Raw genomic sequence first — 20824 nt, forward strand, 5'->3', positions numbered from 1 at the left:
ATGGTAGACGTAGGCAGCTTTCGCAATGCAATGGCCATGCTGGGCGGTGCCGTGTCGGTCATCACCACTGATGGCGTGGCAGGCCGGTTCGGCTTTACCGCCTCGGCGGTGTGCAGCGTGACTGATTCACCGCCCACGCTGCTGGTGTGCATGAACCGTTCCTCCCACTCCAATGAGCATTTCAAGCGTAACGGCACAGTGTGCGTAAACACCCTGTGCGGCGATCATCAGCATTTATCCGGTGCCTTTGCCGACCGCACGTTGAGTATGGATGAGCGCTTTGCCGTCACAGGCTGGACCACGCTTGAAAGCGGTGCGCCCGTGATGCTGCAAGCGCTGGTGAATTTCGACTGCCGGATCGTGCAGGTCCATGAAGTGGGCTCCCACAGTATTTTCTACTGTGAGGTCCAGACCATTCGCCAAAGCGGCGCGGACGAAGGCCTAGTGTATTTCAACCGTGCTTACCACCGCTTGGGCGAGGCATCGAAGGCCTGCTGAGCCTCAGCGATACCCAGTGCGCGCGCCTTCATTTTCGCTGGAGAAACGAAACAGCGGCACCAAGGGGCCGAAGGTTTCTTCAGCAGTAGGCGCCGCCGTTGTTTTGAAGCGCGCCTGAGCGGTGGACAAAACTGATGTCATTCAGCTTCAGGGCGATGTTAGGTCGCGTGTAGTGGCAGAGCCCCGCAATTGATCCGGCGTTTTCACGAGCGTTGGCCCAAGGCCTCATTGCATGTATCGGAAGGCTTGAGCACGTCGCTGCAGGAGTGGTTACTGGACGGTCGGATCCAGGTCGCCGTGGTGTACAACCAGCCACTGCTTGAGGCCTTTGATGTGCGGCCGATTTTCAGTAAACGCATGGTGCTGGTCGGACCGCCTGGGGAGACGCCGAAATCGGTGCGCATCATGGGGCTGGCGGATTTTCCATTGATCCTTCCCGGTCTGCCTCACAGCAACCGCCGGCTGATTGAACAAGTGGCGGCACAGAGCGGATTTCATTTGAATGTGATATTCGACGTGGACAGTGTCAGTCTGACCAAACGGATGGTCGCCGAAGGCATGGGCTACTCGATCCTGGCGCATGCCGCAGTCCAGGAGGATGTAGCCATGGGGGGCCTGGTGGGTCACGCGATTGAACGACCGGGCATTCGCTCCACGGTCTCGTTGACCACGCTCAAGGATCGCAGGAGCAGTCGGCTGGCCTTGAGCTGGGAAAAAATTCTGTTGGAAACCCTGGAAGAGTTGGTGACGGCGGGGGCGTGGATGGACGCTACTCTTTGGCTTGGGCGAGAGTGATTTCGAGAGAGGCTTTTTGCGGGTCGGGCTGGGGGCATCCTTTTCAAACCATCCAAAGCATGCCCTCAGATGTGCCCCCAATGTAGCAATCCACTGGAAGTGAATGGAGCTCCATGGTTTGTGGAAAGGCAGAAATGATCAGATGAACAGCTCGCCCGGCGAAACCTAGAGACTCTCAGGATCCCCAAAAAACATCTGAATCCGCGACCGCAACCACCGCTCTCCCGGATCATTGTCCTGCGACCCTCGCCAAGCCATATGCAGCTCGAACGAGCGCACCGGCAACGGCGGTTCTTCCGCGCGCAAACCACCCGCAGCGGTCAGTGCCTCGGCCGCGTAGTCCGGCACGATGGCGACAATGTCGGTGCCCGAGAGCAGGGTGCCCAGCCCGTTGAACTGTGGTACCGCCAGCACCACATGGCGCTTGCGGTCGAGTTTCTCCAACTCTTCATCAATGAACCCGCTCAAGTCGCCGGCGAACGACACCAGGGCATGGGGGCGGGCGCAGAAGTCGTCCAGGCTCAGGGAGCCCGGCACGCTGTCGGCGCGCAGCAGTTTCGGCAGGCTGCGGCGCAGTACTTTGCGCTTGGCGTTGGCCGGCAGGTCGGCGGTGTAGCTGACGCCGATGGAGATTTCGCCGGAGGCGAGCAGGCCGGGCATCAGGATGTAATTGACGCGGCGCACCACCAGTACGATGCCGGGCGCTTCGGCGCGCAGACGTTTGAGCAGTTGGGGCAGCAGGGCGAATTCGACGTCGTCGGACAGGCCGATGCGGAACACCGCGGTGCTGGTGGCCGGGTCGAACTCGGCGGCGCGGCTGACGGCGGTGGAAATCGAGTCCAGGGCCGGGGAGAGCAGGGCGAAGATTTCCACGGCGCGGGCCGAGGGCTCCATGCTGCGGCCGGTGCGCACGAACAGCGGGTCATCGAACAGCCCACGCAGGCGCGACAACGCGGCGCTGATGGCTGGCTGGCCAAGGAACAATTTCTCGGCGGCACGGGTCACACTGCGCTCATGCATCAAGGTTTCGAATACGATCAAGAGGTTAAGGTCGACACGACGCAGGTCGTTACGGTTCATCTTGTATCCTGGAAGAGTCAGCTTTACTTGACGAGAACGGTCATACAAGAGCCCTGAGGGTCCATTCAGACGCGTGACCGGTATGAATCTTACGGGGAAAGGCTGGTACTCTGCACCGGCTAATTGAGTTTTCCTACCATACTTGAGGTCTATTCCTCAGATGCGGAATCAATGACAGACATGTCGACTATTAACGGCGACCGGTGGTCTTAGCCGGAAAGCCCAGATAGAGTTCATGGCAATAGAGGTTACTTTGACGAGGTTTGCGATGTCCCGCACGATCCGTTTTCACAAGTTTGGTCCGGCCGAGGTGCTCAAGTGCGAAGAGCATGTAGCCGCGCAGCCCGCACCGGGCGAAGTGCAGGTGCGTGTCGAGGCGATTGGCATTAGCTGGTATGACATTTTGTGGCGCCAGAACCTGGCGTCTTCCCACGCACGCCTTCCATCCGGCCTTGGTCATGAGATGGCCGGGGTGGTCGTAGCCTTGGGTGACGGCGTGGATGACTTGGCAGTGGGCGATAAAGTGGCCAGTTTTCCGGCCGAGAGCCCTAATGATTACCCGGTGTATGGCGAACAGATCGTCCTGCCCCGTTCGGCCCTGACCCGCTATCCGGACGTGTTGAGCCCCATCGAAGCCAGCGTGCACTACACGCCGCTGCTGATTGCCTACTTTGCGTATGTGGACCTGGCACGGGTCAAGCCCGGGCAGTTTGCCCTGGTGACCGACGCCAGCCACTGCGCCGGCCCTTCGTTTGTGCAACTGGGCAAGGCCCTGGGCGTGCGGGTGATTGCTGCCACCAAGGACAGCGCAGAGCGCGAGTACCTGCTCTCTCTTGGCGCAGAAAAAGTCATCGTCACCGAGGAACAGGACCTGCTGATGCAAATCAACAAGTTCACCGAGAACCGCGGCGTCGATGTGGTGTTCGATGGCTTGGGTGGCCCGCAGATGTCGTTGCTCGGTGATGTGCTGGCGCCCCGTGGCAGCCTGGTGCTGTATGGCTTGCAGGGCGGTAACCAGACACCGTTCCCGGCGTGCGCGGCGTTCCAGAAGAACATTCAGTTCTTTGTGCACTGTATCGGCAACTTCACCGGCAAACCGGAGCTGGGCATCATCCAGGATCAGGTAGCGTTGCAGCGCGCGTTGCGTGACATCAACCAACTGACCGCCGATCGTGTGCTCGTTCCCCTTAAAACCACGGTGTTTCCGTTCAATCAGTTTGTCGAAGCCCACCGTTATATGGACGAATGCCCGTGCCGCGAGCGGGTTGCTTTGCAGGTTGCGGCTGTTTGAGCTGTAGGAATATTCGTAAATGAGTGCTCCGACGCCTGAGTGAATGGGGCAAATGCGCCATTTGACAGGGCTTAACCCGCCCGCTCCAGAAGCTGCCGACCTGGCGCTTTAGCCCACAAATCCGGCCCTTTCTCCCTGACGCCGCCCTGAATTCCAGCGCGGCGTCGTTGCATGTGCGCCTTTTACGCGAAATCGGTTGCTCATCTGAACTGGTTTTCGGCCCGCTTCTGTATCTATTAATCATTATTCCAGCACTGATAATTGCGCCTTCACTTTCATCTCAAGGATTGAGCAATGATTGAATCTGTGACTCGACTGCAGATAGTTATCCGAACTATCGACGCGGCACGCATGTGTGCTCAGCAAGACAGGTACTTTCATAAAGCGTACCGACCATGCAAATGGAAAAGTTGTTTGAGCCTATTGTCGGACACTTCTTTAAAAGGCTGGTTAAAAAAGCGTAGGAGCTTGTCGGAAGAGTCCTAAGGCTAGCTTTTTAAAAGGATTTTTCCATTATTTTCATTGGGTTGTGCGCTTGTGCGGGTGAGAAATGCTCACCGGCAATTCATGTCGTTTTGTTGCGCGGTGCTAGTGTCTGAACATCGACGCACAATACGGGGCGCGATTTTCCTACACGCAAAATAGGCCAAGCAAACACTGTCAGCAGTTGCTTGAAACTGATATTTCAACTCAGGTAGTAGAACTATGAGCACTATTCACGAACAGGCTATGAATCATGTTTACCAGCAAGTTCTGCAACGTCTGATCGGGCACTTCACTCGCGCGGGACGAACCGCTCTCCAGTTACTGGTCCAGCGAATCATTGTCGCGGCAGGCGGGATGGAGCAGGTAGGGGATTTCAAGGTACTGGTGGCTCACGGTGGCGGTGAAGTCAGCAGCTATACCCTGGCGCTGCTCCGAGCTGCCCAACTGACCATTGCCGGTCGCGCGCCACGCACCTTTCAACTGAGGGTCGCGACGTTACGGCACGCGGGCATGACTGAGGGGCAGCTCGATACCCTGAATCGCGGCTACGGCCGGCTGTTTCTCCACGATGATCCGCGCGTTGAGTTGTTGATGGTGGAAAATCAGGAAGTACAACCCTTCAATCACCAGCGCCCGGCCTCAGCGATCGGGCGACAGATCAGCCAGCGCAATATGTTGATGGTGGGCCATGTGAGCGCCGGAGACTGCCGCGCCACACTGTGCAACGACACTTACCTGGCCGTCGGCGATTTTTACCAGCGTGTCACCACTTGCAATGGCGGCGTCCACGCGCTGGTCAGTGGTGACTCGCCGCGTAAGCAAAGTCAGTTTCTTGCCTGGCTCAAGAAAACCGCCCAGGGCGCAGGCATCCGCGTTACCAAGGGCCATCCACTATCGCTCAACGCGTTGTTCGCGCGCATGGACGAGTGGAGTACCGGTTATTACCGTGATGTGTTCGGTGAGCATTACACGGCCAGTGATAATCCCAGTACGGTGGGGCATCGTCACTTGGCTTACATCGGCATCGCCGACCTGCTGGACGATGTCGACATCGCGTCAACCACTCTGCTGACCGAGTTCATGGCTTACGTTCCCGATCCACTGGGCTTTCACTTCAGCCATCCGACCTATTCCAATCCGTTGCTGATGGCTCATCTGCGTGGGTTACAGGCCGAATGCCTGCGTGAGCTGGATTATGAAGAAGGCGTCGAAGGTTTTGTTCAGCAGGCCGCCGCGTACATGCGCCGTCTGCGCATGCCCGACGATTTGCTCATTCAGGCCGGGACCCGCGAAGGGCGCATGTTATGGAGTGCCTACGCCCAGGAGTTCTTCGGTTTGGATGAGACCCAACTGACCTGCCTGCTGTTTTCACCGTTTCTTCATCACGGAGAGCGATTGGAAGGTTATTTGCGCCAATGTCATCCGGGCATGCTGGTGGCGTTGCCTGAGTTGCACAAAGTCCTCCAGGGCAACGGTTCCGCCGAAATGCTGCAGCAGTGGGTAACGGACACCAGCGGTTTACCGATGCCCTTGTTGCAGCACCTGTACCGCAAACGGCCGCTGGCCAGTGAGAACGGCATGCGTCGCGCCGCGCAGGCCGTGCCATTGTTCGGGCAATGACGCTGCGCGACGAGCGTCAGGCGGATTTCGCGTATCAGGCGGTCTATCGCTACATGATCAGTCTGATCAACGAGGTCAGTACTGACACTCGGGTAAAACTGCCGTCGTTACGGCAGTTGGCCGGGCGCCTGAACGTGTCGATTTCGACGATCCAGTACGCCTATGCGCTGCTGGAGAAGGAGGGCAGAGTCTACTCGGTGGCCAAATCCGGCTATTACGCCTGGCCGATGTCGGCAAACCCGCTGGCGTGGGCCGGCGGGGATCTGCTTGACCGCCTCTACGCAGCGGCACGGCGCCCCGGCATGGTGGTACTCAGTGGCGACGATCCGGCATTGCTGGGCGCCCTGGATGAAACACTGCTGCGGCTGGAGCGGGAACTGGTGCGCCAGTACCCGTCGCATTTGCAACCCTGGTCCCAGCCTTGTGGTGTGTGGGAGTTACGCGCGGCGCTGGCCGCGCGCTATACCTCGTCGCCCACACGCTGCTGGCATGCCGACGATGTGTATATCGGTGCCGACCTGCGCGGCGTGCTGGATATCCTGATCGAAGTACTGGGCCTGCGGGGTACCACCGTGATTGTCGAATCGCCCTGCGACTGGCTGATCCTGCGCCTGTTGCAGGACGCCGGGGTGCGCATCATAGAGTTGCCCTGGACGCCGGAGGGCCGCCTGGATAGAACCGCGCTGGGGACGCTGTTGCGCGATGAGCCGGTGCATCTGGTGTTGCTCTCGTCTTCCGTCAGCCTGCCCAGCGGGGTGGCCATGTCGATCGACGAGCGTCTCGACGTGGCACACCTGCTGGGTCAGTCCGGTTGCTGGTTGCTAGAAAACGACACCTTTGGTGAGCTGGGTTTCGAAGCCCCCCACACGGCATTGCGCGAACTGGTGAACCCTGAGCGGCTGATCGTGTTTTCTTCGTTCGAGAAAGTGCTCGGCTCGGAAGCTCCCTACGGCTACGTACTGTGCCGACGCATGAGCAATGAGTTGCAGCGCCAGTTCCTGCTGCGCTCATTCCGTTTATCGTCGATCCGTCAGCGCGCGATTGCCCGTTTGTACCAAAGCAGGCGGATTGACCAGCACCTGCGCACACTGCGCCAACGCTTGAGCGAGCAGGCGGGGCACATGAGCCAGCGCCTGGAGCAGTATTTGGGCGACCAGGTGACTTATCGGATGCCGGCCGCCGGTGCCGCGTTCTGGCTGGCCTCCACCCGTGCGGTGGACATGCGCCAGGCATTTCAGCGCCTGCTGGCACGGCAGGTGGTGATCGCCCCCGGTGAACTGTTCAGTGTTAGTGGGTTGCATCAACAGAACCTGCGCGTGAGTCACACCTTTCACGGGCAACCCAATCTGGATATTGCCCTGGAAGCATTGAGCGACGCATTGCGCCAGGCACAGACTGGTTGAAGTTTCTCTTAACGATGTAGGATCGATACCGTCGCGCAGTAGTCCAACTCTCAGTAAACTGCCATTTTTCCGAATCCTTCTATCCGAGGTTTATGCATGACAATCAGTCCTTTTGCGGGCAAACCGGCGCCGGCCCAGTTGCTGGTGGATATCCCGCGACTGGTCACGGCCTATTACACCGGCCAGCCTGATGCAGCGATCTCCACCCAGCGCGTAGCCTTTGGTACCTCCGGGCACCGTGGCAGTTCGTTCGAACTGAGCTTCAACGAATGGCATGTGCTTGCCATCAGCCAGGCCATCTGCCTGTATCGCGAAGCCCAAGGCATCAATGGCCCGCTGTTCGTTGGCCTGGATACCCATGCGCTGTCGACCCCGGCCGGTGCCAGCGCTCTGGAAGTGCTGGCCGCTAATGGTGTGCATGTGATGCTGGCCGAAGGCGATGAATACACACCAACCCCGGCAATTTCCCACGCCATCATCTGCTACAACCGTGGCCGTACCAGCGGCCTGGCCGACGGCATCGTTATCACGCCATCCCACAACCCGCCGCAAAGTGGTGGCTACAAGTACAACCCGCCCAACGGTGGCCCGGCCGATACCCACGTCACCAAGTGGATCGAAGCCAAGGCCAACGAGTTGCTGGCCAATAAACTGGCCGGGGTCAAGCGCATGACCCATGCACAGGCGCTCAAGGCCGACACCACCCATCGCCATGACTACCTCAACAGCTACGTGGCCGACCTAATCAACGTGATCGACATGGACGCCATCCGCAGCGCCGACCTGCGCCTGGGCGTGGACCCGCTGGGCGGAGCAGGGGTGCGCTACTGGTCGGCGATTGCCGAACACTACCGCCTGAACCTGGAGGTGGTGAACACCGAAGTCGATGCCACGTTCCGCTTCATGAGCGTCGACTGGGACGGCCAGATCCGCATGGACCCGTCCTCCAGCTACGCCATGCAGGGCCTGATCGGTCTCAAGGAGCGCTTCGACGTAGCGTTCGCCTGCGACCCGGATCACGACCGTCATGGCATCGTCACTCCGTCCGGCGGCCTGCTCGCGCCGAATAACTACTTGGCGGTGTCCATCGACTATCTGTTTCAGAACCGTCCTGACTGGCGCGCCGATGCGGCCGTGGGCAAGACCGTGGTCAGCAGCGGCCTGATCGATCGCGTGGCCGCACGGATTGGCCGTCGCCTGTACGAGGTGCCGGTGGGGTTCAAGTGGTTCGCCGATGGCCTGTTCGACGGCTCATTGGGCTTTGGCGGGGAAGAAAGCGCGGGTGCCTCGTTCCTGCGTAAGGACGGCACGGTGTGGAGCACCGACAAGGACGGCCTGATCCCGGCATTGCTGGCGGCGGAAATGACCTCGCGCAAAGGCCAGGACCCGAGCCAGATCTACCGTGGCCTCACCGATGCCTTGGGCGAGCCGTTCGCCATTCGTGTCGACGCCAAGGCTACCCCGGCGCAGAAAGCGCTGTTGGGCAAGCTGTCGCCAGAGCAGGTGACCTCCACGCAACTGGCCGGCGAAAGCATCCAGCAGATCCTCAGCCATGCGCCGGGCAATAACCAGGCGATCGGCGGGTTGAAGGTGATGACCGAAAACGGCTGGTTCGCCGCGCGGCCGTCGGGCACCGAGGACATCTACAAGATCTACGCCGAGAGCTTCATTGGCGAGGACCACCTCAAGCTGCTGGTGGAAGAGGCGCAGGTGCTGGTAGACGGCGCTATCTCCCAGTAACACCGCAACCTCAATGTGGGAGGGGGCTTGCCCCCTCCCACATTTTATTGGGCCAAAGCGCTGGATCAGGCGAGGTCGACCAGCACGATCTCGCTGTCTTCAACCGCCGTGACCCGCAACACCTGCTCATCCTCAATCGCTACCCCGTCTCGAGCTTGCGCACGCACGCCATTGACTTCAATCACCCCCGTCGCCGGCACCAGGTAAGCCCGACGCCCGCTGTCCAAGCGGTATTCCGCGCTTTCCCCGGCTTTCAGGTTCGCCGCTACCAGGCGGGCATCCGCGCGGATGCGCAGGCTCTCGCTGTCACCGGCCTTGCCACTGGCCAGGGTCACAAACCCCTCGCGATCACCTTTCGGAAACGGCTTGGCGCCCCAGGAGGGCGGCAGGCCGGCCTCGTTCGGGATGATCCAGATCTGGAAGATCTTGGTCGGCGTGGCTTCCAGGTTGTACTCGCTGTGAGCGATCCCCGTGCCTGCGCTCATCACCTGCACATCACCGGCCTCGGTGCGGCCCTTGTTGCCCAGGTTGTCGGCGTGGCTGATGGCGCCTTCACGCACGTAGGTAATGATCTCCATGTCGCGATGGGCGTGCTGCGGGAAGCCGGTGCCGGGGGCAATGATGTCGTCGTTCCAGACCCGCAGGTTGCCCCAATGCATGCGCTTGGGGTCGTGGTATTCAGCAAATGAAAAGTGGTGATGGGCGTCAAGCCAGCCGTGGTGGGCGCCGCCCAGGGCGTTGAAAGGTCGAAGTTCAAGCATGATCGTCTCCTGTTGATGGCGCTATGATCCGTGAGCTCATCATCGATAAAAAGCGTAAAAAATGCCTGATTCCTATCGGTGGATTAGATTGATTGCTGGCGCTTTGACTTTCACTTCATCGCCTAACTGCATGACCGTAAAGCAATTGGCTGGAACTGAGCGCCGATTCCGGCGACCATGGCGCACTTGTCAAACCCCAGCTCATCGCAGGAGTCCGCGTGCCGCAACACAAGCCTGATCTGCCCCCCGAACTGCGCCCATTGGCGGAAATGCCGCTGCTCAAACGCCTTGCCGCACGCCTGTTTGGCCATGGCCTGACGCGTTTGCGCGCACAGCATCGGTTTTCCTGGTTGCACGGGCAGGCCGATGGTTTTCGCAGTGGTCACGAGGCCGGCGTGGAGTATGGCTATCGCGAGGGCAAGGCCGATGGCATCGAGGAAGGTCGACAAGTCCTGTTGATCCGCGACTTCCGTTCCGATGAGCACCGCGCGCCCGGCGTCGATGACAGCCTGTTCGACGATTGGCGGCTGCCCTTGACCGCCGACGTGAAGAAACGCATCAAGGCTGATGTGGCTCGGTTGTTACCGGCCCATGCCCAGCCGAGCGCGGCGCAATGGAAGATGATCTTCAGCGACACGCCGTCAACCTCGGTGATCGCCGGTGCCGGCGCGGGTAAATCCACCTCGCTGGTGCTGCGTATTTTGCTGCTCACCCATTACCTGGGCTTCGAATTGAGCTCGATGACCGTGGTGACCTTCACCCGCGAGTCGCGCAAAGACTTCATCAACAAGCTCATGGAAATTCTCGGCCTCTGGGGCCAACCCCTTGGCATGAAAGAAGCCCAGGCGGTGGTGCGCACTTTTCATTCGCGCATCCTGCCGATGGTCCGCAGCCTGCCGGGTTTTGAACGCCTGCAGGCTTTTGAAAACCTCAGCGCCGGTTTCGAAGACGCTGACAGCAACCCGTTCGACCTGCGCATCAGCGACGCCCAGCGCCAGCAGATGAATGCCTGTTATCACCGATTGCATAGCCAGAACCCGCGCTTTCGTGAACTGATTGCACCGTTGGCACGCCACGGCCTGCAGCTGCGCGAACTGGAGCGTGATCATCCGGATGTACAGAAGCGCGTAGCGGTGACCGAGCTGGCCGCCAAGCGCGACGAAGAACTCTGCGATGTGATCGAAGACCTGTGGTTTCGTGCCGGCGCCTGGCCAATCAAGGGGATTGAGCCCAGTCGCCAGCGCTTCGAAATCAATGGCGCGCAGTTTCACTGCCACGGCTATATCCCGGAGCTGGATGCGTGGGTAGTGCTGGGCTTTGACGCCAGGGAAAACCCCCAGATCAGCCGGCCGAATTCGAAGCTGTCGGTACGTGCAGAGTGGGCGGTAAAGCGCACCTTGTTTCAAGCTTTCTGTCGTAAGCCTTTGATATGGCTGGATAGCTATGATTCGTCAAAGCGGCTTTTAAGCAGCCTCGCAGGAGATGCCAGCGCAGGTCCCGGCTTTGATTACAAGGTCAAGGGCGAGCTGGCTTCGGCACCGCTGCTGGACAATTTCGTGATGGCAGCCGGCTTTATCGAGAACCTCGGCCTGGACGTGCCGACCGCTGTCGGCCAGATGAGCTTCGCCAAGGACGACCCGGACCGGTTCTTCTTTGAAGCCCTGAGCATTTTCTGGAAGGCCCTGGAAGACCACCTGCTCGACCAATCGCCGCCGATCATGACCTATAACCGCATGTTTTCGCTGTTCGGCGAAAACACCCCGGAAAACCTCAAGCTCCTCAGCGATCAGCTGCTGCGGCCGATGTCGCACTTGATGATCGACGAATTCCAGGACGTATCGCCCCAGATCGTCTCGTGGATACGCGCCAGCCTGCGGGAAATCCGCAGCCGTGGCCCGGCGATGCATGTGGGCCGTGGTGCGCAACGTTCGTCCTTGCTGTGCGTGGGCGATGACTGGCAGTCGATCTACGGCTGGCGCGGCAGTTCGCCCAAGTACTTCATGGAATTCAACCAGGAATTCCCATCGCCGAGCACTACCCGCGTCATGCTCAGCGAGAACTACCGCAGCCATCAGCACATCATCGACGCTGCGGAACATATCGTGCGCGCCGCACCGGCTATCCCGGGTAAAAAGGCCAAGGCCAGTGGCACGCCAAAAGCGTTGGTACCGGTCACCGTACTAGAGCGGGACGATGCGGCATTGGGGCGGCAACTGCTGGAACACTATCAAAAGGGCGATTCGGTATTAATGCTGTATCGAAAAAGTAGCGATAAGCTACTGATTCAGGAGCATATTCAGTCGATTGTTAATGTTGATTCTAGCTTGCCAGCAGCCGCGCGCAGGTTGAAGCAGCTGACGTACCACAGCGCCAAGGGCCTGCAGGCGGATGCGGTGTTCCTGCTCGGTGATTGCCAGCATGTGACCAGTTCGCCCTACAAGAACCAGGTCTATCGCATGGCGGGCCTGGGCAAGGACGGGGACAGCGAACCTTATGACACTGCGCAAAAGGACGAAGTGCTGCGCCTGGCCTACGTCGGGATTACCCGGGCCGTGAGCCATTGCTACTGGTATGTGGAAAAACCCGAAGGCCAGGCGGTGAATGTGCCCAAGGCCTCGGAGCGGGTTGACGGCAAGAAAGCGTTTTTCGACGATCAGCGCCATTAGTAGGGGACAAATGCGATCCCAATGTGGGAGGGGGCTTGCTCCCGATAGCAGGGAGTCAGTCACCACCTACAGTGACTGAACCAGTGCTATCGGGAGCAAGCCCCCTCCCACAGTTGACCTTCTTTCCTGTTGGCGGGGCCGGAGTCAGGCCCTCAGCGACAACGGCGGCACAAACGACTCCAACTCATCTTCCACCGCCTCGATAATTCGCTCCACATCGGCAGCATTCATCACGGTGGCGCAGGGGATGCCGGCGATGGCAATCAGCGTCTCGCCGCTGGCCCGGTCGAACAGGCGGGCGACCATACTGCCGGGCGCATCCATGCTGCCCTCGAAGCCCATCGGATGAAAATGCCAGCGCATCAGCTGGCAGGCGTTCGGGAACGTCACTTTATTCATGTTGCCCACCTTGTTCATTGAGCGCTTCCTTTAGCTCGCGGCAGGGGGCCAGGACCGTCACTGGTCGTGGCGTCGGAGGAGTTAAAAATAGCATTCGTTCGCAAGTACAAGTTGACTTTTTCTGCCCCGTTCGGCGGTTGTCAGCCATTCACTTGACGTGGGTCAGCTCCTGCTTAGGGACGGGCAAAACGCCACTAGTAAGAAGTTCCAATTGGCCATTGTCGGCGCGGGCAAAATTCGGCAATCTCCGAGGTTTACCCGTCTCAGAGCCTTCCATGCCCGACATCGCGCCAGACGATGATTGCCATTACACCCACGCCACGCGTGATCTGGTGCTGCGCCACCACCTGTGCTGGCGTCATCGCGACCTTGAGGGCGTGATGTCCTACTACCACCCGGACATCCAGTACCATGATTTTTTCCAGAACCGTGTGATCGGTTACGCCGAACTGCGCAAGTACCTGCAAGCCAGCATGCCCCGCGAAGCCGACGAGGCCATTGAACATACCGACCGCATCCGCGCCGATGGTGACACTGCGTTCATCCAGTACCGCATCACCTTGCGCGGCGGTCAGGGGCTAGTGTCATTCCGTACCAGCGAAGCCATCACCGTCCGCGATGGGTTGATCTGGCGCGTCAATGAGTACGCGTCATTGGTGCATGAACAGCCCTCCCAGACCCCGCGTCCCAGCGTCAGCCGCCTGGGCCTGTCGCCTCAGCAATTGGGGCATATGGCCAATGACTTGCAGCAGTACTTCGAGCGCAGGCAGCCTTATTTGGATCCGGAGCTGGACCTGCAGCGCGTCGCCAAGGAGTGTGGCTACAGCCGCAATCAGATTTCCTACCTGCTCAACCAGGTCTTGGGGCAAAGTTTCTACCGCTACGTAAACCAGGCGCGGCTCCAGCATCTACTGGCCGCACTGGATAAAGCGCAACTACCGATCAAGGTCGACGACCTGGCCTTCGCCGCCGGTTTCAATTCGTTGTCGGCGTTCTACAGCGCCTTTCGCCAGCACACCGGCCAGTCACCCAAGGCCTACGTCAAACACATTTCCCTGCGTGCACGCGCGCAAGACAGCGAATAACCCCGGGCTCTAGGATCAACCCTATCGAAATGTGGTAGGGGAGCTTGGCATGCCGGCATGGCGCAACATCAGTTTATGGATGGACCAGTTGGACGACCCGCTGATGGCGCGGCCGTCCCTCGAACATGATCTGGACGTCGACGTGGCCATTATCGGTGCCGGCTACACCGGACTGTGGACCGCCTACTACCTGAAACGCCAGGCGCCTGAGCTGAAGATTGCGATTATCGAGGCGCAAACCGCTGGCTTCGGTGCATCGGGCCGCAACGGCGGCTGGTTGATGGGCAATCTGCTGGGCGAAGACCGCTTGTTGGCCGGCCTTGCGCTTGAACAGCGCCGCGCCTCCTTCGACCTGCTGCATGGCATTCCCGACGAAGTGGCCCAGGTTCTGGCCCGTGAAGGCATCGACTGCGACTACCGCAAGGGCGGCGCGCTGTACTGCGCCGCGCGCTACCCCGAGCAGGAAGGCAGCCTGCGCGCTTACCTGGACACGCTCTACGCCCAAGGCCTGACCGAAGCCGATTACCGCTGGCTGAGCCCGCAACAGTTGGCTGGACAGATCCGCATCGCCAAGCCCTATGGCGGTATCCATGCCCCCCATGTCGCCACAATCAACCCGGCCAAGCTGGTGCGCGGCCTTGCGCGGGTGGTGGAGAACATGGACGTGACCATTTATGAAAGCAGTCCGGTCACTCATTGGCAGTCCGGCACTGTACGCACCGCCAAAGCCAGTGTGCGCGCTGCCTGGGTGGTGCCGGCTGTCGAGGGTTACGCGAATACCTTGCCGCCCTTGGGCCGATACCAGTTGCCGGTGCAAAGCCTGATCGTTGCCACCGAACCACTGCCCGCCAGTACCTGGGATGAAATCGGCCTGAGCCACGGCCAGGCCTTTGGCGAAAGCAGCCGCCAGGTCACCTATGGCCAACGCTCGGCGGATAACCGCCTGGTGTTCGGCGCCCGAGGCGGTTACCAGTTCGCCGGTAAATTGCGCCACAACTTCGATTTGACTGACAGCGAAGTGGCACTACGTCGCTACCTGTTCGGCGAACTCTTCCCACAGCTGAAAAAGGTGCGGATTACCCATTCCTGGGGCGGCAACCTCGGTATGTCGCGCCGTTTCCGGCCGCACATGCTCTGCGATCACAGGACCGGCATCGCCCTGGCCGGTGGCTACGGCGGGGAGGGCGTCGGCGCCACTAACCTGGGCGGCCGCACCTTGGCCGACCTGATCCTCGGTCGCGACACGCCGCTTATCCACCAACCCTGGGTGCTCCGCGAGCGCGGATTGGACGCGCTCAAGGCCTGGGAGCCGGAGCCGTGCCGCTGGCTTGGCTACAACGCGATCATTCGCAGTTTCGTCCATGAAGACCAGGTGCTCGCCAACCCCAACACCGCCCCTTGGCGCCGCAAGCTCGCGATCGGCATAGCCGGGTTCATGGAAGGTTTCATGCACTAAGTCGTTTCACTTACACGGGAAAACCCCATGAGCATCACTCAATTCAAAGACACGCTGAATGCCCACCTGCCGGACTCATCGCCGGTGGCCGTGCCCCTGGGCGAGCCGATCGCGGTGGCCTCAACCTTGAGCGTTGAACGCAGCGACGGCGTCGAAACCGGTATCTGGGCCTGCACCCCAGGTCGCTGGCGGCGGCAGATCAAAGCCCAGGAGTTTTGCCACTTTATCCAGGGCCGCTGCACGTTCACCCCTGACAACGGCGAAATCGTTCACATACAAGCCGGCGACGCACTGATGTTGCCGGCCAACAGCACCGGTATCTGGGATATCCAGGAAACCGTACGCAAGACCTACGTATTGATTTTGTAACGCTTTGATCCTTGATCGCCTGCCATAAAAACAGCCCTAAAACCGCCAGGAAATCGAACCATGAAAGCCATTGCCCTGTTGCCCGTGATGTTGGTGGCCTCTATCAGCCACGCCGCCGAAACGGTGAAGATCTACAACTGGTCCAGCTACATCGCGCCGGACACCACGAAGAATTTCCAGAAACAAACCGGCATCGGTTTCAGCTACGACGTGTATGACAGCAACGAAACCCTCGACGGCAAGCTGATGACAGGTAACTCCGGCTACGACGTGGTGTTCCCGTCCAACCACTTCATGGCGCGGCAGATCCAGGGCGGCGCCTTGAAGAAACTCGACAAGCGCCAGTTGCCCAACTGGAAAAACCTCAACCCCGTGCTGCTCAAGGCCCTGGAAAACAACGACCCGGGTAATGCCCATGGTTTCCCGTACTTGTGGGGCAGTACCGGCATCGGCTACAACATCGACAAGGTCAAGGCGGTACTGGGTGATAACGCACCGGTGGATTCCTGGGACCTGATCTTCAAGCCCGAGTACATGGAAAAGCTCAGTAAGTGCGGGGTGGCGATCCTCGACAACGGCCCGGAATTGCTGCCTATCGCCCTTAACTACCTGGGGCTGCCACCCCACAGTAAAAAACCCGAGGACTACAAAAAAGCCGAGGCACTGCTGATGAAAGTGCGGCCGTATGTAGCGTACTTCCACTCCTCGAAATACACCGGCGACCTGGCCAATGGCGACATCTGTGTGGCGGTCGGCTTCTCCGGCGACGTACTGCAAGCCGAAAGCCGCGCCAAGGAAGCCAAGAATGGCGTGAAGATCGGCTATCAGATCCCCAAGGAAGGCGCCGCAATCTGGTTCGACATGGTGGCCATGCCCGCCGATGCCCCCGATGAAAAGGCCGGCTACGCGTTCATGAACTACCTGCTGGAGCCGCAGGTGATGGCGGACATCACCAACTCCGTGCACTACGCCAACGGCAACAGTGCAGCGGATAGCCTGGTAGACCCTGAGATCAAGGCCGACACCAAGATCTACCCCAGCGACGAAATGATGGGCAAGTTATTCGCGCTGGAGGCGATGCCGCTGAACATCGACCGGATTCGCACGCGGGTGTGGAACACCATTCGTATGGGCCGTTGAAGAAGTCTGATGTGGGGGGGAGGGCAAGCCCCCCATTTTTTAAAATTAAAATAACTTACTGATTTTAAAGGGTTAAAGTTTCACTCTGAAATCTGAGTCTTGCATAAATAATTTCAGGCGTCCGTATTCTTGTGGTGAGCGGGCTTGTCCCGCGTCGGGCTGCGCAGCGGCCCCAAAACCAGACGCAAAGGAGTGCCTGATACACCGCATTCGTCTTCATCAGGGGCGCTTCGCACCCCAACGCGGGACAAGCCCGCTCGCCACAGAGGTCCCAATTTGCTGCGCGACAGCGCTACGTCGAAGAGGTTGTGGGACCTCCCACATTTGGTTTGAGTACAACCTTGGTTTCACGGGTTTTCCAGGTCATGCCCCAACGACTGGATAAACAACGAAAACAGTTCCGGCTGTGACGAGATGTCCAGCTTCGCGTACAGATGCCGGCGGTGCACCTTCACCGTGTCCGGCGAGATATGCAGGCGTTCGGCCATGGCCTTGGAGGAGAACCCGCGCAGCACCAGGCGGGCGATTTCCAGTTCGCGGTCCGAAAGCACACCGCAGCCGAATTGGCTCAGCGCATCCCTGATCTGGCTGTCCATGGCTGGCGCGCGCCGAGTGCTTTGTTGCCAGTGCTGCTGCATCAAGGGCAGCACCCAGGCCGACAGGGTGGTCATCAGCCCGGTTTCCTCAACGCTGAATCGCCGCTGCATGCCCAGTGACAGCGACAGCGTCCCCGCGCCCGGCAATTGCAGGATCAACTGCACCTCGTCTTCCAGCACATTGTCGTGAAAGTAACTGAGGAAATATTCGCTCTGGCGAAAATGGTCCGGCGCCACTTCCTCAAGGCGATACACACCGCTGGCATAACCCTCGCGACAGGCCTGGAAGAACGGATCGAGCAAATACAGGCCATTGAGGTACACCAGCATCGACGCCGGCTTGCTGCTCGGCTGGGCGTCGTATTCTTCCAGGGCCTGGGGCGGGCCTTCCACGGGGTAGAAGATCGCCAGCGCGTTATCGAAGGGTACGCATTGGTGCAACAACAGCACCAGCTGTTTCCAGAAACGCTCGGTGCCGATGTGCGCAACGGTGCGGCCCAGGCCAGCGTGCATGCCGACTTCACGAAACAGGCTCATGTAGCAGGCTCCCGCCAACAAAAGATCACCCCAAGGGTTCGGCTTTTGCCGGGTGCCGTCAAGGGGAGTACGCCAATAGGGGAATTGGCTGGCACTAGCCCAACCGTTATCGTCGGCAGCATCCAGCGGGAAACATATCCCGCCACTTTCAGACCTTTCGTTTCTGCCTCACACCAAGAACAACGACAGAGGATAACGATATGAGCACTTCCGCTGCGCCCGATGGCGTGCTGAAACCCACCCTGAGCGTCTTCGATGTGGTGGCCATTACCGTTTCAGCAGTGACCCCCGCCAGTTCCGTCTTCGTGATCGCGCCTTTTGCCATCCAGCAGGCTGGCAGCGGCGTGTTCCTGGCGTTCGTGATGGCAGGGCTGCTGGCGCTGATGTTCGCGTTTTGCTACGCCGAACTGGGCCGCGCCCATAACAGCGCCGGTGGCGAGTATGTGTATGCCAAGCGCGTGTTCGGTGGCATGGCCGGCTACGCGACGTTCCTGACCGTGCTGGTGATGCTGTTGTTTATTCCTCCGGTATTGGCCACTGGTGCCGCAACCTATCTCAACAATGCTCTGGGTACCACATTCGACGCGCAAACCGTGGCCCTGGTGATCGTGGTGTGCAGCTACGCCCTGGGCATCCTCAATATCAAGCTCAACGCGTGGATCACCGGGACCTGCCTGCTGCTGGAAGTCGCGGCGTTGCTGGTGATCGTGTGCATCGGCTTCGGTAACCCGGTGCAGCCCGCCAGCGTGCTGTTTCAACCCCAGATCGTCGAAAACGGTGTATTGCACCTGGCGCCTTGGGCCCTGGTGATTAGCGCGGTGGGCATTGGCCTGTTTTCCTACAACGGTTACGGCCCCGCTGTGTTGCTGGCCGAAGACATGAAATGCGGGGGCAAGGGCGTGCACAAGGCGGTGCTGTGGTCCCTGGGACTGGTGGTGGTGATCGAGCTGGTGCCGATCACGGCGCTGTTGATCGGCGCGCCCTCGCTGAGTGCGATGATCAGCAGCCCGGACCCCATCGGCTACCTGCTCACCAGTCATGGCAATGAAACCCTGTCGCGCCTGGTCAGTGCGGGCATCTTCCTGTCGGTGTTCAATGCCATCGTCGCCATCGTTATCCAGATCGGCCGCGTGGTGTTCAGCAGCGGGCGCGATGCATTGTGGACGCCTACCATCAACAAGCTGTTCACCCGCATTCATCCGCGCTGGGATTCGCCCTGGCTGGCCACGCTGTTCCTGGCGATCCCGTCGGCGTTGCTGAGCTTCAGCTCCAACCTGGCTGACCTCACTTCGTTCAGCGTATTGCTGATCATATTGGTTTACCTGGTGGTGGCGTTGAGCGCGTTGATGAGCCGCGTGCTGCTGCGCGACCGCGAGCATCCCTATCGCATGCCGCTGTGGCCGTTGCCGGCGTTGCTGGCTGCACTGGGCGCGGGTTACTTGCTGGTGACCTTGATCTACGCGGCGTCAGTACGCGACATCATGATCATCATCGGCTTGCTGGCCCTGTCGGTGATTCTGTATTGCATCAGCGGCCGGTCGAGTCCGGCCTTTCAGAAATTGTAAGGAGTGGTTATGCGTGCACGTCAATTGGGCATCACGTTGGGGCTGGGCACACCCGGTGAGTTGAATGCCATCACCGACGTTACCGGGGTTCGGGTCGGTCACAGTACGCTCAAGACCCGTGTCGACGGCAAACAGGTGCGTACCGGTGTCAGCGTGGTCCAGCCCCGCGCCGGGGAAGCGCGGTTGCAGCCGTGCTTTGCCGGGTATCACGTGCTTAATGGCAATGGTGACGCCACCGGCCTGGAATGGATCAGCGAGGCGGGCCTGTTGACCACGCCGCTGGCCATCACCAACACCCACAGCATTGGCATCGTGCGCGACACCTTGATTGCCCTGGAGCGCGAGCGCCTGGCGGACCCGGCGGTGTACTGGTGCATGCCGGTGGTGATGGAAACCTACGACGGTCTGCTCAACGATATCTGGGGACAGCACGTCAAGCCCGAGCATGTGCGCCAAGCGCTGGACAGCGCCGAACGCGGTCCCGTGCAAGAAGGCGCCGTGGGCGGTGGGACGGGGATGATCTGCCATGAATTCAAGGGCGGTATCGGCAGCGCTTCGCGGCGCTTGCCGGCAGAGCAGGGCGGCTGGACCGTCGGCGTGCTGGTGCAGGCCAACCATGGCAAGCGCCAGGAACTGCGGGTCGACGGTTATCCGGTAGGCCGCCGCTTGATGGACATCCCGTCACCCTTCGCCGAACGAGGCACGCCGGGCATGGGCTCGATCGTGGTGATCATCGCCACGGATGCGCCCCTGCTGCCGCACCAATGCCAGCGCCTGGCACAGCGCGCGTCTATTGGCATCGCGCGCACCGGGGGTGGCACCGAGGACTCCAGCGGCGACCTGTTCCTGGCCTTCGCCACCGGTAACCAGGATCTGCCGCCAGCAGACTACGCGCGCAGGGGCCTGCCGTTGAGCAGTACCTTACAGATGGTGAATAACGATCATATTTCCCCGCTGTTCAGCGCTGCGGCGGAAGCGGTAGAAGAAGCGATCATCAACGCGATCCTGGCGGGCGAAGACATGGTGACCGACGACGACGTACAGGTGCCGGGCTTGAAAGGCGAAACCTTGTTACAGGCATTGCACGACACGGGTTGGCGCGTGTCCCGGTAATAGGGGACAGCGCCGATATATAAATATAAATAGTGGCTGTTTAATGTTGCCAATGACACCGTGACAATATCGTGGATCCAATTATCAAGTGTGCCGCTCAACTTGAGCGGCTTTAGCGCTATTTAATATTTAAATAAGTGCCTGGTGTCTTTTGTCGGACAAAAGCAACGCTACCCAATAGATACGGAGCTGAACTTGTTGGCGCTGTTTATAGGCCAGCTTTC

16 protein-coding genes and 1 pseudogene are annotated in these 20824 nt (G+C 59.9%); 13 read left to right on the forward strand and 4 right to left on the reverse strand.

What is annotated here, in order from left to right:
• Both HCF10_RS09300 and HCF10_RS09305 read left to right on the forward strand, forming a co-directional pair.
• A complete protein-coding gene (locus HCF10_RS09300; RefSeq protein WP_065930110.1) occupies nucleotides 1–498 on the forward strand; it encodes a flavin reductase in 498 nt (165 codons plus the stop codon).
• A gap of 180 nt (nucleotides 499–678) precedes the next feature.
• Nucleotides 679–1293 (forward strand): annotated as a pseudogene (locus tag HCF10_RS09305) (LysR substrate-binding domain-containing protein); the annotation flags it as partial.
• Nucleotides 1294–1458: 165 nt separating this feature from the next.
• Here HCF10_RS09305 and HCF10_RS09310 read toward each other — a convergent pair.
• The gene (locus tag HCF10_RS09310) at nucleotides 1459–2373 is read right to left on the reverse strand and encodes a LysR substrate-binding domain-containing protein (protein WP_120448544.1); all 915 of its coding nucleotides are present in this window, start codon (nucleotides 2371–2373) and stop codon (nucleotides 1459–1461) included.
• Nucleotides 2374–2641: 268 nt separating this feature from the next.
• On the opposite strand from HCF10_RS09310, the gene HCF10_RS09315 reads away from it, so the two are divergent.
• From HCF10_RS09315 to pgm, 4 genes are all read left to right on the forward strand, one after another.
• Entirely contained in the window at nucleotides 2642–3664 is a 1023-nt protein-coding gene (locus HCF10_RS09315) for a zinc-dependent alcohol dehydrogenase family protein (protein ID WP_131696393.1), read from the forward strand.
• Between the two features lie 705 nt (nucleotides 3665–4369).
• Nucleotides 4370–5770, forward strand: a complete 1401-nt coding sequence (locus HCF10_RS09320; RefSeq protein ID WP_131696392.1) for a hypothetical protein — start codon at nucleotides 4370–4372, stop codon at nucleotides 5768–5770.
• Nucleotides 5767–7173, forward strand: a complete 1407-nt coding sequence (locus tag HCF10_RS09325) for an aminotransferase-like domain-containing protein (protein ID WP_167655339.1) — start codon at nucleotides 5767–5769, stop codon at nucleotides 7171–7173. The genes HCF10_RS09320 and HCF10_RS09325 overlap by 4 nt, the downstream gene beginning before the upstream one ends.
• A 96-nt stretch (nucleotides 7174–7269) precedes the next feature.
• The gene (gene pgm, locus HCF10_RS09330) at nucleotides 7270–8913 is read left to right on the forward strand and encodes a phosphoglucomutase (alpha-D-glucose-1,6-bisphosphate-dependent) (RefSeq protein WP_167655340.1); all 1644 of its coding nucleotides are present in this window, start codon (nucleotides 7270–7272) and stop codon (nucleotides 8911–8913) included.
• 65 nt (nucleotides 8914–8978) lie between these two features.
• On the opposite strand, the gene HCF10_RS09335 is transcribed toward pgm, so the two are convergent.
• Complete coding sequence (locus tag HCF10_RS09335) at nucleotides 8979–9674, reverse strand: pirin family protein (RefSeq protein ID WP_131696389.1); 696 nt, start codon at nucleotides 9672–9674, stop codon at nucleotides 8979–8981.
• Nucleotides 9675–9892: 218 nt separating this feature from the next.
• On the opposite strand from HCF10_RS09335, the gene HCF10_RS09340 reads away from it, so the two are divergent.
• Entirely contained in the window at nucleotides 9893–12340 is a 2448-nt protein-coding gene (locus tag HCF10_RS09340; RefSeq protein ID WP_167655341.1) for a UvrD-helicase domain-containing protein, read from the forward strand.
• 144 nt (nucleotides 12341–12484) lie between these two features.
• Here HCF10_RS09340 and HCF10_RS09345 read toward each other — a convergent pair whose 3' ends face one another.
• Nucleotides 12485–12757 (reverse strand): DUF1652 domain-containing protein, encoded by a 273-nt coding sequence (locus HCF10_RS09345; protein ID WP_027605770.1) that lies wholly within the window; start codon nucleotides 12755–12757, stop codon nucleotides 12485–12487.
• 257 nt (nucleotides 12758–13014) lie between these two features.
• Here HCF10_RS09345 and HCF10_RS09350 point away from each other — a divergent pair, with 257 nt between their 5' ends.
• From HCF10_RS09350 to HCF10_RS09365, 4 genes are read left to right on the forward strand one after another with little or no spacing between them, the layout of a single operon-like run.
• Nucleotides 13015–13824, forward strand: coding sequence for a helix-turn-helix transcriptional regulator (locus HCF10_RS09350; protein ID WP_131696387.1), 810 nt, complete (start codon nucleotides 13015–13017; stop codon nucleotides 13822–13824).
• Between the two features lie 49 nt (nucleotides 13825–13873).
• Nucleotides 13874–15280 (forward strand): NAD(P)/FAD-dependent oxidoreductase, encoded by a 1407-nt coding sequence (locus HCF10_RS09355; protein WP_145338128.1) that lies wholly within the window; start codon nucleotides 13874–13876, stop codon nucleotides 15278–15280.
• A 27-nt stretch (nucleotides 15281–15307) separates the two neighbouring features.
• Complete coding sequence (locus HCF10_RS09360; protein ID WP_053136009.1) at nucleotides 15308–15649, forward strand: cupin domain-containing protein; 342 nt, start codon at nucleotides 15308–15310, stop codon at nucleotides 15647–15649.
• A gap of 60 nt (nucleotides 15650–15709) precedes the next feature.
• Entirely contained in the window at nucleotides 15710–16789 is a 1080-nt protein-coding gene (locus tag HCF10_RS09365; protein ID WP_131696384.1) for a polyamine ABC transporter substrate-binding protein, read from the forward strand.
• 347 nt (nucleotides 16790–17136) lie between these two features.
• On the opposite strand, the gene HCF10_RS09370 is transcribed toward HCF10_RS09365, so the two are convergent.
• On the reverse strand, nucleotides 17137–17922 hold the full coding sequence (locus HCF10_RS09370; protein ID WP_167655342.1) for a helix-turn-helix transcriptional regulator: 786 nt from the start codon (nucleotides 17920–17922) through the stop codon (nucleotides 17137–17139).
• A 200-nt stretch (nucleotides 17923–18122) separates the two neighbouring features.
• Between HCF10_RS09370 and HCF10_RS09375 the strand changes: the two genes are divergently transcribed.
• Both HCF10_RS09375 and HCF10_RS09380 read left to right on the forward strand, forming a co-directional pair.
• Entirely contained in the window at nucleotides 18123–19487 is a 1365-nt protein-coding gene (locus tag HCF10_RS09375; protein WP_145338125.1) for an APC family permease, read from the forward strand.
• 9 nt (nucleotides 19488–19496) lie between these two features.
• On the forward strand, nucleotides 19497–20600 hold the full coding sequence (locus tag HCF10_RS09380; protein WP_131696381.1) for a DmpA family aminopeptidase: 1104 nt from the start codon (nucleotides 19497–19499) through the stop codon (nucleotides 20598–20600).
• The last annotated feature ends 224 nt before the right edge of the window (nucleotides 20601–20824 follow it).

The organism is Pseudomonas sp. B14(2022), from assembly GCF_012030485.1.
Lineage (GTDB): Bacteria > Pseudomonadota > Gammaproteobacteria > Pseudomonadales > Pseudomonadaceae > Aquipseudomonas.